Origin of the sequence: Bradyrhizobium sp. BTAi1, from assembly GCF_000015165.1 — a bacterium.
GTDB lineage: Bacteria > Pseudomonadota > Alphaproteobacteria > Rhizobiales > Xanthobacteraceae > Bradyrhizobium > Bradyrhizobium denitrificans.
The window spans coordinates 2,277,139-2,289,473 of record NC_009485.1 but is presented as its reverse complement, the minus strand read 5'-3'; the positions used below and the strand labels follow the sequence as shown (position 1 = coordinate 2,289,473).

At 65.8% G+C, this 12,335-nt stretch carries 10 protein-coding genes; 3 read left to right on the top strand and 7 right to left on the bottom strand.

The window, feature by feature from the left end; translation table 11 throughout:
- Positions 1–129: 129 nt before the first annotated feature.
- From BBTA_RS10305 to BBTA_RS10280, 6 genes are all read right to left on the bottom strand, one after another.
- Complete coding sequence (locus tag BBTA_RS10305; protein ID WP_012042422.1) at positions 130–1,236, bottom strand: efflux RND transporter periplasmic adaptor subunit; 1,107 nt, start codon at positions 1,234–1,236, stop codon at positions 130–132.
- 235 nt (positions 1,237–1,471) lie between these two features.
- Complete coding sequence (locus BBTA_RS10300; RefSeq protein WP_012042421.1) at positions 1,472–2,803, bottom strand: MFS transporter; 1,332 nt, start codon at positions 2,801–2,803, stop codon at positions 1,472–1,474.
- A 340-nt stretch (positions 2,804–3,143) separates the two neighbouring features.
- Entirely contained in the window at positions 3,144–4,106 is a 963-nt protein-coding gene (locus BBTA_RS10295) for an alpha/beta fold hydrolase (protein WP_012042420.1), read from the bottom strand.
- Positions 4,107–4,155: 49 nt separating this feature from the next.
- On the bottom strand, positions 4,156–4,713 hold the full coding sequence (locus BBTA_RS10290) for a TetR/AcrR family transcriptional regulator (protein ID WP_012042419.1): 558 nt from the start codon (positions 4,711–4,713) through the stop codon (positions 4,156–4,158).
- Positions 4,714–4,839: 126 nt separating this feature from the next.
- On the bottom strand, positions 4,840–6,012 hold the full coding sequence (locus BBTA_RS10285; protein WP_049795486.1) for a winged helix-turn-helix domain-containing protein: 1,173 nt from the start codon (positions 6,010–6,012) through the stop codon (positions 4,840–4,842).
- A gap of 71 nt (positions 6,013–6,083) precedes the next feature.
- Positions 6,084–6,314 (bottom strand): hypothetical protein, encoded by a 231-nt coding sequence (locus BBTA_RS10280; protein WP_012042417.1) that lies wholly within the window; start codon positions 6,312–6,314, stop codon positions 6,084–6,086.
- Between the two features lie 371 nt (positions 6,315–6,685).
- Here BBTA_RS10280 and BBTA_RS10275 point away from each other — a divergent pair, with 371 nt between their 5' ends.
- Positions 6,686–7,336: an OmpA family protein gene (locus tag BBTA_RS10275; protein WP_012042416.1), complete on the top strand. Its 651-nt coding sequence runs from the start codon at positions 6,686–6,688 to the stop codon at positions 7,334–7,336.
- A 67-nt stretch (positions 7,337–7,403) separates the two neighbouring features.
- On the opposite strand, the gene BBTA_RS10270 is transcribed toward BBTA_RS10275, so the two are convergent.
- Positions 7,404–8,738, bottom strand: a complete 1,335-nt coding sequence (locus tag BBTA_RS10270) for a phospholipid carrier-dependent glycosyltransferase (protein ID WP_012042415.1) — start codon at positions 8,736–8,738, stop codon at positions 7,404–7,406.
- Positions 8,739–9,081: 343 nt separating this feature from the next.
- Here BBTA_RS10270 and BBTA_RS10265 point away from each other — a divergent pair, with 343 nt between their 5' ends.
- Entirely contained in the window at positions 9,082–10,524 is a 1,443-nt protein-coding gene (locus BBTA_RS10265; protein ID WP_012042414.1) for an MATE family efflux transporter, read from the top strand.
- A gap of 271 nt (positions 10,525–10,795) precedes the next feature.
- Positions 10,796–12,025, top strand: a complete 1,230-nt coding sequence (locus BBTA_RS10260) for a TadE/TadG family type IV pilus assembly protein (protein WP_012042413.1) — start codon at positions 10,796–10,798, stop codon at positions 12,023–12,025.
- Positions 12,026–12,335: the final 310 nt, after the last annotated feature.

Genomic DNA, 12,335 nt, shown 5'->3' with positions numbered 1-12,335 from the left:
GCGAAGCAATCCAGGACTCTTTCCGCAGACGCAGTCTGGATTGCTTCGTCGCTTTGCTCCTCGCAATGACGACAGCGACTTCCTTCATTCCGGGGAGATGCGGAGCATCCACCCCGGAACGACAACCGGCTAGAACGTCAGCGCGGAGACGACGCGCACCTTCTGCGCGGGATCGATCTTCTGGACGCCGAGCGCGACCACCTTCTCGCCCTCCTCGACGCCCGACGTGACGAGCACGTCCTTGCTGTCATAGGCTTTCACCTTGACCGGCTTCAGCGTGACCTCGCCCTTGTCGTTGACCACGTAGAGGGAGGGATCGCGGCCGTCGCTGAACAGCGCCGAGAGGGGCAGCCGCGCCACGCGCGTGGTGGCCGGATCAGACAGCGTGAGCGTCGCGGTCATGCCGAGCGAGACATTATCCGTTGCTTCCGGCAGCGAGAATTTGGCGAGATAGGTGCGCGTCGCGGGATCGGCAGCCGGAGCGATCTCGCGCAGCCGCGCCGTGTAGGTCTTGCCCGCCTCAGACCACAGCGACGCGGTCGCGACCCCGTTCTTGGCGCGATCGAGCAGGGTCTCCGGGATGGCGACGACGGCTTCCTTCTCGGCGAAGCGCGCGACCCGTATGGCCGCCTGACCGGCGGCGACCACCATGCCGGGTTCGATCATGCTGGCGGTGACCACGCCGCGCGCATCGGCGACCAGCGTGGCATAGGACAGCGAATTGCGGGTCAATTCGACCGAGCGCTCGGCCCGGTTCAGCCGCGCGCGCGCCTCGTCGGCGGACGCCTTGGCCTGATCCATCTGTGCATCCGTGGTCCAACCCTTGACGCGCAGCTCCTTGGCGCGGGTCTCGGCAGCGGAAGCCTGTGCCAGCACGCCGGTGGCGGCCCGGAATTCGGCCTCGGCCTGCTCGGCCTGCAGCTTAAGGTCAACTTCGTCGAGCGTGGCCAAGGGCTGGCCGATCTCCACGGTCTGCCCCACCTCGACCAGGCGCTTGGCGACCTTTCCGGCCACGCGGAAGCCGATATCGGCCTCGATCCGCGGCCGGATGGTGCCAACAAAGCTGCGCTCCGGTGTTTCGGCCTCGTAATGCACGGACGCGACCAGAACCGGCCGGATGGGTTCGGCCTTCTGAGCGACGGTTTCGTTGCAGCCGGCAAGCGAGACCGCCATCGCGGCCAGCGCCACGCCGCTCAACAGCTTGGAAAAGCTAGAGAAAACCTGACGAACGAGCATCGCATACCCCTTGCTGCTATTGCGAAGGAGTGTCGATTATCGAGTGACGATTGTCAATAATCGTCATCAATCATGACTTCGTGAATGTTAAGACATGTTGCCGCAGTTGCTCATTCGTTGCGCAGGTGGTCATGAGAGAGCCGGCCGCAACGGCGGCCGGCCTCACAACACGCAATGGTTGGCCTGATCCACAGCCCGGCCGGCGGCCCTCCCAGGGGGCAGCCTCGGGGCTCGCTCACTCCGCCGGGGCCTGACCGGCGAATTCGACCTTGCTCTCGTGACGGCCGAAGAACACCAGCAGCCCGGCGATCAGCGGCAGCACCGACAACGCGAGCAGCCCGTGCGTCGTCGAGCCGGTCGTGTCCTTGATCCAGCCGACCAGATAGGGGCCGCCGAAACCGGCAAGATTGCCGATCGAGTTGATCAGCGCGATGGCGCCGGCCGCGGCGGTGCCCGACAGCCACGCCGTCGGCAAGGTCCAGAACACGCCGAACACGCAGAACACGCCGATTGCCGCCACGGTCAGCGCGACCATGGTCAACGTCGGATCGCCGATCATGCTGGATGCGGCCAGCGCCACCGCGATCAGGATCAGCGGCGCGCCGACATGGACCACGCGCTCGCGCGTCGCATCCGAATGCCGCGCCCACAGGATCATCGCAACGGTGCCGAACGCATAAGGAATCGCGGTCACGAATCCGGTCTGCACATTGGTCAGGCCAAACGCCTTGACGATCTGCGGCAGCCAGAACTGCATGCCATAGAGCGCGCCGACGAAGCCGAAATAGATCAGGCTGAGCACGATGACCTTGGGCGACGACAGCGCCTCGCCCAGCGTCATGTGTCCCGCCGCCTGCTTCGCGGCAGTCTCGGCCTCGATGCGCGTGGCGAGCCAGGCCTTCTGCTCCGCCGACAGCCAGTTCGCATGCTCCGGCCGGTCGGTCAGATAAAACCAGGTGACGACGCCGAGCAGGATCGACGGAAGGCCCTCGATGATGAACAGCCACTGCCAGCCCTGCAGCCCCAGCAGGCCGTGCATGCCGAGCAGCAGGCCCGAGACGGGCGCGCCGATCACCGTTGAGACAGGAACGGCGACGGCGAAGGCGGCGAGAAAGCGCGCGCGATACTGCGCCGGGTACCAGTAGGTGAGATAGAGGATGATGCCTGGAAAGAAGCCCGCCTCCGCGACGCCGAGCAGGAAGCGCAGCGCATAGAAGCTCCACGGGCCCGAGACCAGCGCCATCAGCGCCGAGATGATGCCCCAGGTCACCATGATGCGCGCGATCCAGCGGCTCGCGCCGAACTTCTCCAGGGCCAGATTGCTCGGCACCTCGAAGATGAAATAGCCGATGAAGAAGATGCCGGCGCCCCAGGCGAACACCAGCGGCGAGAATTTCAGCTCGGCATTCATGGTCAGCGCGGCGAAGCCGAGATTGACGCGGTCGAGATAGGAGAAGAAATAAGCGAGCACCAGGAACGGAATGAGCCGCCAGGAGATGGCGCGGATGGTCGAGCTCTCGATATCGGAACGGCCCGGCGCGGCCGGCGTGCTGGCGGACAAACTCATCGATCTCCTCCCCGGAGCATTGCAGGATTTGGTAGTTGAGGGGCGGTGTTGAGCATCGGTCGTGGCAAGTCAATCGGAAAACCCGATCTCCCACAGTTCGAGGGCGCATTCCCGGGGCGCGGCGCACGCATGACGCTGGCATCGGCCGGGATCGCCGCTGACACGCGCCGCCGCGCCGCTGCTCGGTCGGATCTTCTCGCTCTGGAACATCGTGGCCTATGCGATCGGCATCGTCCTCGGCCTTCTGGTCGACCGGATCGCAATGCGGCGGGCCTCGGCATCGGCCTGCCGACGGCAGGCCGGCGATCTCACATCATGAGATATCCCATCATGAGAGGGCTCAGCTCGGCGCTGTGCCGACGCGGCTGAAAAAGGCGTCGAGCTGTTCTGCCAGAACGGCCGGCTGCTCTTCCGGGATGTAGTGGCCGCATGCGGCGATGGTGATGCCTTCGACATGCTGGGCGAACTCCCGGAGCGGCGCCGCCATGTCCACGATCGATCCCTGGTCGGAGCCGACCGCCAGCAGGGGCGGCTTGAGTCTGCCCCTGGCGCTGAGCTCCCGGTTCTGGCTCGCCGACAGCGCCGCCGAACGATAATAGGCCAGCCCGGCCCGCAAGCCGCCGGCCTTGGTCAGCACGCGGCTGTACTCATCGAGGTCGCTCTCCAGGAAAGTCTCGGGATTGGCGGACTTTCGCCGCAGGAACCAGCCGAGATAGTCGCGTTCGCGCCCCTGAATCAGAAACTCCGGAAGGTCCGCGAGGACGTGGAACGCAAAGTGCCAGGTCCGCCACGCGCGGTCCGGCGTGAACGGCAATGCATCCGGCAAGGTGACGCCAGGAATTCCGGCATCGAGGAGCGCCAGGCTGCGCAGCTCGGCCTCAAACAGCGCCGCATAGGGATAGGCCACCCACGCGCCGATGTCGTGCGCCGCAAGATGACAGCGGGTGGCGCCGAGCCGTTGCAGCAGTCGGTGCACGGCCGTGGCCAGGGTCTTGGTGTCGTAGCCATCGGCCGGCCGATCCGAGTCGCCCTGCCCTGGCAGATCGACCGCGATGACCCGATAGCGCGGCGCGAGCAGCGGCATGACCTTCCGCCAGGCGAACCAGCTCTCCGGAAAGCCGGCGAGCAGCACCACGATCTCGCCCTCCGGCAGGCCACCGCTGACATAATGCAGCCGGGTCCCGTCGATGGTCTCGAACCGGTGCGCGAAGCCTGGCAGCGACGCCTCCGCCCGCGCCAGCGGCTCCGCCGCGACGATGCGCGACGCGCCGGCTTGGGCGGTCCCATTCGACTGATGATGCATGAGGCCTCTCCTTAAATGTAGAACAATCGTTTCCTATTTAGCCGCAGGATTATCCGAGCAAGGCGTCGGCCTGGCTCGCGACGGCCAGCATCTCGCGCTTCGTACGCCCGGTCTTGCCGACCACGCGCAAGCCCTGGATCAGGCAGAACAGCGCGCCGGCGACGGCGTCTGGGTCCCGTCCAGTCCGGATCGATCCATCGGCCTGGCCGAGCCTGACGAGGTCGCACAACGCGGTCTCGACCCGGCGCAGCGCGGCGCGGACCTTGACCGCGATCTCCGCGTCCAGGCTGGCGAGTTCGGCGGCGCTGGTGACGACCAGGCAACCGCGCCGGCCTTCGCTGTCGCTGGCGGACTCCGCGTAGAACTGCAGCAGGGCGCGCAGCTTGTCGCGCCCGCTCTGCTCCGCATCGAGCCGCTCGCGCAATTGCCGGTCGCGCCGTGCGATGTAGTAATCCAAGGTCGCAACGAAGATCGCGCGCTTGTCCTCGAATGCCTTGTAGAGGCTTCCTGTCGCAAGCTTCATGGCGGCGCGCAGTTCGGCCAGCGACGCCGCGTGGTAGCCGCGCTCGCTGAACACCACCAGCGCCCTGCTCAAGGCCGTGTCCATGTCGAACTCACGCGGCCGGCCAGGCCCGCGGCGCGCGACGGAATTGCTCGGTGACTTCGTCATGCTCCCATATTAGGAAACAATCATTCCCAAATCAAGGGAGAGGCATGTGCGCTGCTTTCCCCCTCAATCTCCAAGCTGGAACTTCTGGAACCGGTGCAGCTCATCCTCGATGCGCCGCTTCAGATCCTTGCGTCCGGCGCCCCGCGCGGATTTCCCCGCGCCGACCCAGCTCCATTGCTGCATCAACAGCCTGCCGTTCTGCCGGTCGGTCTTGAGGTCCAGCGCCGCGACGATCTCCTCGCCGACCAGCACCGGCAGCGCGAAATAGCCGAACAGCCGCCTGTCCTTCGGGACATAGGCCTCGAAGCGGTGATCGTAGCCGAAGATCGCCTGCGTCCGCTTGCGCTGGATGATCAGCGGGTCGAACGGCGAGAGGATGTGGACCCGCTCCGGCGAGATCTCGATCACCTCCGCCAAGGCGCCCGGCGTGGCCCAGTGTTCCTGCCTGCCGGCGCCCTCCAGCGCGACCGGCACCAGTTCGCCGCGCCGCACCCGGCCGTCGATCACGCGCCGCACGTCGCTTTTGCGCGCGGCATTGAGGTGGCACAATGAGTCGAGGCTGACGACGCCCTGCGCGCGCAAACCGCGGTCGAGCAGATAGGTGGCGATCTCGCGCTCGCTCGCGCCCTTCGGCAACCGCTCCCAGCCGAAATGCCGGGTCGTCAGGTCATAGGTCTTGAGCATGCCGTCGCGGCCCGACACGGTCAGCACGCCTTCGTAGAAACCGAGCTGAAGCGCCCGCTTCGACGGCTTGCGGCTGGCCCAGGCGTGGTCCTTCTCCCGCAGCACGTCATCGTCGATGTCGCGGATGGTCAGCGCCCCACCCTGCCGGACCAGGCGCATCACCTTGCGCGTATCCTCGGGCTTCACCGTCTTGAACCAGCCATGCCCCTCGCGGCGATAACGCCGCATCGCCGGCACGAAATAGCGGAAATCCTGCACCGGAACATAGGACAACGCATGCGTCCAATATTCGAACACGGTCTTGTCCGCGCTCTGGGCCTGGCGCAGGTCGGCGCGGCGATAGGCGGGAATCCGGCTGAACAGGATATGGTGATGGCAGCGTTCGATCACGTTGATGGTGTCGATCTGCACATAGCCGAGATGGGCGACCGCGGCCGCCACGGCCGCGGGGCCGGCGCCAAACGGCGCCTCGGCATCGAGGCGCTGGGCGCGCAGCCAGAGTCGGCGCGCTGCGGTGGCGGACAGTTGATGGTGGGAGGAAGGCGCGGGCATGACGACGAGATCGTGCGAGATTCGGCAGCGTCCGCGCAACATCCATTCCGTCCGCCCGATCCGCCTGGCCCCTACGGCTTGGGCTTGTCCGGAATGCTGCCGGTGGCGATCTCGGCTCGGCAATTGGCCCGCCCCGGATCGGGCGCACGACATTTGTACATGCGGCCGGTGAGCCGGTCGACCAGCCAGGCTGTGTCCTCGGACGGGCTTTCCAGCCCGATATAGCGATTGCCGACGGCCGAGATCAGGGTCGACAACAAGATGGCGGCGGCGATGATGCCGGCGCCGATAAGGGTCGACATGGAACCGGTGGAGCCGGCGTGGTCCTGGCCGCTCGGCCGATGGGATTGATAGTCGCGCCTCTGGGATGAGTTGAACACGGCTGTGCTTTGCTTTTCTGTTGCGTTTCTTGTTTCAATGCTTGTTGCCGACCTCGCTTTCCATGGTTTGCGATTTTTTTCCGGCGGTGGATATCCGGTAGAACCGCATCTTGCCGATTTGTTGTTCGTGGACCGGCCCCGGCCCGATGGCTTTGCGACAAACTTGCAAGCCCGGCAGCCCGGCTACAGCCGTGAGGCCGGCCGGCGGGTGACATCAATCACATTCGAAACTTTGAACCGATTCTATCGTCGCCCCATCCAATGCCCAGAGGGCACACCCGAGGATGACGACGATGACCGTATTTTTTGGACGTTTTGCCATGCGAGCGACGACGGTGGCTGCCGTGCTGGCCCTGGGCGCAGGTGCCGCTCTCGCCGGCGAAGCCGTGTCCGCCGATCAGATCCTGAACGCGTTGAAGCCGAAACCCGCCACCCGCGGCCTGTCTGTCGGGCCGCAGGCCGCCCCGCAAATCGACGCGACCGCCCAGGCGAAGCAGTCGACCTTCATCGACAGCATGCGCAACCGCAAGACCCGGTCGCTGTCGCTCGGCGAGCGCGAGCAGCTGGCCGAGATCGCCGCGACCAAGCCGAAGATCGATCTCGAGATCCAGTTCGACTACAATTCGGCCGCGATCAGCAAGACCTCGATCCAGGCGGTGCAGGAACTCGGCAAGGCGCTGTCCGATCCGAACCTGAAGGGCTCGACCTTCATGGTGGCCGGCCACACCGACGGGATCGGCAGCGACGGCTTCAATCAGGATCTGTCGGAGCGCCGCGCCGACACCCTCAAGCGCTATCTGGTCGAGAAATTCGGCCTGGCCGGGCAGGACCTCGTGACCGTCGGCTACGGCAAGACCAAGCTGAAGGATGCCGCGAACCCCGCCGATCCGGTCAACCGTCGGGTCCAGGTCGTCAACATGGACACCAAAACCGCGGCGAAGTGAGAGCGCTCCGCCGCGTGGCGCTCCGCCTGCCGATGGTCCCCCGGCAGGCGGAGCGTATCGTTGGCGGTCAGATCCAGCTCGGGAACAGCATCAGTCGGCTGAAGCCCTGCATCGTGGTGCCGATGAAGGCGGCGCTGATCGGCAGCATCACCAGGAATCCGATCGTCGCGACGGCGACATAGGCCCACAGGGCCCAGCGCGGCAGGCGCGTCAGCGCATGGACCAGCGCAAGGCTCGTGAGCGTCGCCGACGGCAAGTAATAATACAGAAAGCTCAACGCCCGCGGCAGCAGCGCCCAAGGCAGATAGCAGCCGAGATAGAACGCCAGGATCAGGAACGCCGGCGCGCTGCGCGCCGCCACGACATCCCTGGCACAGACGGCGAGCGCCACGAGCGCCGGCCATAGCACCAGGGGATTGCCGAGCAGCACCACGGCCGCGATGTCGCTGTCGCCGGCCTTGTCGAACAAGAACCAGACCGGACGCATCAGCAAGGGCCAGGTCGGCCACGCACTCATGTAAGTATGACCTGCGATCGCTGTCGTGATACTGTCGGCGAAAATTCGTCGCTGCGCGTCGAAAATCCCTGGGATCGACATGCCGTGCAGCGGAACGAAGGTGGCGAGATAGCACAGCGCCGGGATCGCGACGAGGCAGAGGAGGATATGCCATCCCCTCAACTCCGGCCATTGCTCCGGCCGATACCAGTCGGTCGGCTGCGGGTCGCCGAACGCCGTCTGCCAATGCTGCAGCAGCTTGATCACGCCCACAATCCCGAGCACGGTCAGAAGCGGGAACAGCCCGCTCCATTTGCACGCGACGGCAACGCCGAACAGGGCGCCGGCCAGCGCAAACAGGAGCTGCGGCCGCCGCTGCCCGTAGGCGAACAGGAACGCCGCAATCCCCAGCAGGCTGAAGGCGAGCGCGCCGATATCGAGCATCGCGGCGCGCGCCTGGACGAACAGCATCTGGTTAACGAGGGCGAGCAGCGCGGCGGCGAGCGCCGCCGGCTGCGCCGCGAACAGGGCGAGACCGCACAGATAGATCGCGACGACGGCCAGGGCGCCGAGCACCGTCCCGGGATAGCGCCATGCGAAGGCATTGTCGCCGAAGGTCCTGATCGACAGCGCGATGAGCTCCTTGGCGAGCGGGGGATGCATCGGATTGAGCTGCGGGGCCGCCGGCGCAAGCCCGAGCATCTGCCGCGCCGCCGGCACGTAATGGACCTCGTCGAACACGAATTTCGACGGCGCGGCCACCCCGACCATCAGCAGCACATGCGTGATCGCGAAGATCAGCAAGGCCGTCAGCGCGCAACGTCGGACGGCCGGCACGCCCTCCGGCACAGCCTCGTCGGCGCCGTCGTCATCGTCCCGGCGCGCAGCAGGTGACTTCGTGTGCATGCGCGTAACCGCCCCAGCGCCTTGAACGAAGATGCCGCATCTTACAGCATTCCGTTCTCCTGTCTCGGGCCGGCGGCGCGATGCCCCCCTCGGAGCACTCGCATCTCCCCGGGGTTCCCAGGGAGCAGCCGCCTTGCGACGTCACGACAGCCGGTCGAGGGTCCCAGTCATGGCTGCGTCGGGCCCACGTTCGGGCCGTGGCGCCGCCAGCCTGGCGGCGCGCTCCCTCAAATATTCATGATCGACCCGCGCCCCGGTCTCCTTGACCCCCGTGCATCGACGGTCATATTGAATGACGCTCATCATTCAAATGCGACGCGATCGCCGGTCGCGCGGAGGTAGGATGAACGTCTCGACGCAGGCAACCCGCTTGGCGCCACGCCCTGCTCCGGCGGCTCTGCCTCCTTCCCCGCCGCGTCCGGACCCCACGCACCACAGGACAGCGACCGCGCGCGCGGCGCTGCTCTCCGGCCCGATCCTTCCAACGCTGTTCCGGCTGGCGCTGCCGACGATGTCGGTGCTGGTCGCGCAGACTGCGGTCAATATCGCCGAGGCCTATTATGTCGGCTTCCTCGGCACCGACGCCCTGGCCGGTGCGGCGCTCGTCTTTCCGATCTTCATGCTGATGACGATGATGTCCAATGGCGGCATCGGCAGCGGCGTCTCCTCGGCGGTGGCCCGCGCCATCGGGGCCGGGCGGGATGGCGATGCGGAGGCGATCGCCTTCCATGCCATCGTGGTTGCCGTGGTCGCCGGCGGCCTGTTCACGCTCGCCACCACCCTGCTCGGCCCGGCGCTGTATCGTGCCCTGGGCGGTCAAGCCGGCGCGCTGGAGGCGGCGTTGCGCTACTCCAACTATCTGTTCGCCGGCGCCATCCCGGTGTGGATCGTCAATCTGCAGGCGGCGGCGCTGCGCGGCGCGGGCAATGTGCGGGTGCCGGCGCTTGTCACTCTGGTCGGCGCCCTGGTCATGATTCCGGCGTCCCCGCTGCTGATCTTCGGTCTCGGACCGCTGCCGGGTCTCGGCATCGCCGGCGCCGGCATCGCCTTCGGGCTGTATTATTGCGGCGCCATGCTGGTCCTGCTGCGCTACATGGCCTCCGGCCGCTCCAGCCTGCATGTCCGTCTCGCCCCGCTGCGGGGCCGCCTGTTCGCCGACATTCTCAAGGTCGGGCTGCCGACGGCGCTCAACGCCGTGCTGGTCAATCTCACCGTGATCCTGGTGACCGCGCTGGCCGGCCGCTTCGGCACCTCGGAGCTCGCCGCCTACGGCATCGCCTCGCGGCTCGACTACATCATGATTCCAATCCTGTTCGGCCTGTGTACGGCGACCCTGACCATGGTCGGCATCAATGTCGGCGCCGGCCAGAGCGGGCGCGCCCGCCGCATTGCCGGACTCAGCGCCCTGACCGGCGCAATTCTGGTCGGAGCGATCGGCGCGATCGCGGCGGTGCATCCGCCGCTCTGGCTCGGGCTGTTCAGCCACGATGCCGACGTGCAGCGCGAGGGCGCGATCTATCTGCGCATTGTTGCGCCCGCTTACGCCGCGCTCGGCTTCGGCTTCGTGCTGTCCTTTGCCGGCCAGGGCGCCGGCCATGTGCTATGGCCGTTCGTGGCCTCCGCGCTGCGCATCCTGATCGCCGCCGGCGGCGGCTATGTTGCCACCACGATGATGGGCGGCAGCATGGCCTCGCTTGCAGCGATGGTGACGCTGTCACTCCTCGCCTATGCGCTGATCTGCAGTGTCGTCTTGTGGGCCGACCGGATCTGGCGCGCGGCCCGATAGCTCGCATCGATTGGCGAAGCCTATCGCTTTACAACTAATAAGCAGCAGAGCTGAACACCACCAAATACAAGTAATCGGCGCAAGCACTACTCGAGAGATGTGCCAACACCCAGCTCTCATCGAATCAAAAAACAGTCTGATAACCTTCGGCCGCCCCTCACTTGAATCGGGTTCCCTTTACGGAACCCGATTCAGCGCGCGGTAAGATCTTGCGCTCCTTTCTGCGGGAACGCGCTGGCACTGAGCCAGAGCCATCAGCAGGAGCGTCGCAATGGCTGCAAAGATCTGGCTCGCAACCTTTCGCAATCTCTGTCGCCGGTTCGGGTGGGCCAGCGACGGTCAGATCAGCATGATCTTCGCCATCGCCAGCATTCCGATCCTGGTGTCGGTTGGCGCCGCCGTGGATTTCGCGAAATCGAGCGACGTAAAGGCGCAGTTGCAGAAGTCGATCGACGCTGCTGTCCTGGCCGGCGTCGTCCGGCCGAACGACCAGCAGATCTCGACCGCGGCCGCCGTGTTCTCGGGCGCCTATCGCGGCCGGTTCGACACCGCCGCGACCGCCAGCTTCGCGTCCAACACCGACGGCTCGCTGACCGGAACGGCGACGACGTCGGTGAAGACGTCGTTCCTCAACGTGATGGGCACCTCGGCGCTCGGCGTGACCGCATCCGCCACCGCCAAGGCCGGAGCCCAGGCCCAGTCGTCGGTCTGCATCCTGCTGGTCAGCACCGTCAATGCGCAATCGCTGCTGGTGAACTCCGGGGCCCAGCTCAATGCGCCGTCTTGCGAGATCCACGTTCTGTCGACACAGAGCCCGGCCGCGATGTTCAACGCCACGCTCAACGCCAAGCGCATCTGCATCAAGGGCAGCAACATCACCAAGAATGGCGGTGTCAATCCGCCGGTCGAGACCGGCTGCGCAGCGATATCGGATCCCTTTGTCGGCAAGCTGCCCGCGGTCACGGTCGGATCATGCACCACCAACAACAAGGTCTTCGATCCTGGCGCGGTCACCCTCAATCCCGGCGTCTATTGCGGCGCGACTAATTTCAACGGCTCCGGCACGCTGACGCTCAATCCCGGCCTCTACATCATCAAAGGCGGCGCGATGACCTTCAACTCGGGCTGGACGGTGACCGGCAGCGGCGTCACCTTCTACCTCGTGGATCAGAACGCAACCCTCACCTTCAACGGCAATGTGAACGCCACGCTCGCCGCGCCGTCCACAGGCACCTATGCCAACATCCTGATGTTCGAGCCCAACGGTCTCTCGACCTCGCAGCTTCCGATCAACGGGACCAGCAGTTCGTCCTACACCGGCCTGATCTACCTGCCGAGCCGCAACGTCACCATCAATTCGGTGTCGACCATGAGCAGCAACAGCGTGACCATGGTGTTCAACACACTGATCCTCAACCAGACCAATTGGAGCATCGCGCCGGGCGCGCTATCGATGTCGGTGGCCAGCGGTCCCGCCGGCACGGCGTATCTGTCGAGGTAGTTGCGCTCCTCATGATGGTCTGAGCCACCGCCACCCAGCACTGCTGCGCTTCATCACGGGGATTGTGCGTCGGCGACTGCCGCCCGACGCGAGCAGAACTCCGGTTTACAAAGCCGCCATAACCGGCTTGCGCGTCTGTGCGCGCAATGGGGCATCGACAAAAGGGGCGGAGAGCGCTCGCCTTCATTTCAATTGTACGCCCGTTTCGGCAACCCGGGCGTGCGGCTCACGCCTTCGTCACCGCTCCTCCCTTGACACGCCCAGTCTTTTCAGATGATGTTATGTTATAACATAACACATGAGGCCGCAT

Excerpts from the sequence above, each read along its gene's own strand:
- BBTA_RS10305 (WP_012042422.1), bottom strand. The coding sequence starts at position 1,236 with ATGCTCGTTCGTCAGGTTTTCTCTAGCTTTTCCAAGCTGTTGAGCGGC.
- BBTA_RS10300 (WP_012042421.1), bottom strand. The coding sequence starts at position 2,803 with ATGAGTTTGTCCGCCAGCACGCCGGCCGCGCCGGGCCGTTCCGATATC.
- BBTA_RS10295 (WP_012042420.1), bottom strand. The coding sequence starts at position 4,106 with ATGCATCATCAGTCGAATGGGACCGCCCAAGCCGGCGCGTCGCGCATC.
- BBTA_RS10290 (WP_012042419.1), bottom strand. The coding sequence starts at position 4,713 with ATGGACACGGCCTTGAGCAGGGCGCTGGTGGTGTTCAGCGAGCGCGGC.
- BBTA_RS10285 (WP_049795486.1), bottom strand. The coding sequence starts at position 6,012 with ATGCCCGCGCCTTCCTCCCACCATCAACTGTCCGCCACCGCAGCGCGC.
- BBTA_RS10280 (WP_012042417.1), bottom strand. The coding sequence starts at position 6,314 with ATGTCGACCCTTATCGGCGCCGGCATCATCGCCGCCGCCATCTTGTTG.
- BBTA_RS10275 (WP_012042416.1), top strand. The coding sequence starts at position 6,686 with ATGACCGTATTTTTTGGACGTTTTGCCATGCGAGCGACGACGGTGGCT.
- BBTA_RS10270 (WP_012042415.1), bottom strand. The coding sequence starts at position 8,738 with ATGCACACGAAGTCACCTGCTGCGCGCCGGGACGATGACGACGGCGCC.
- BBTA_RS10265 (WP_012042414.1), top strand. The coding sequence starts at position 9,082 with ATGAACGTCTCGACGCAGGCAACCCGCTTGGCGCCACGCCCTGCTCCG.
- BBTA_RS10260 (WP_012042413.1), top strand. The coding sequence starts at position 10,796 with ATGGCTGCAAAGATCTGGCTCGCAACCTTTCGCAATCTCTGTCGCCGG.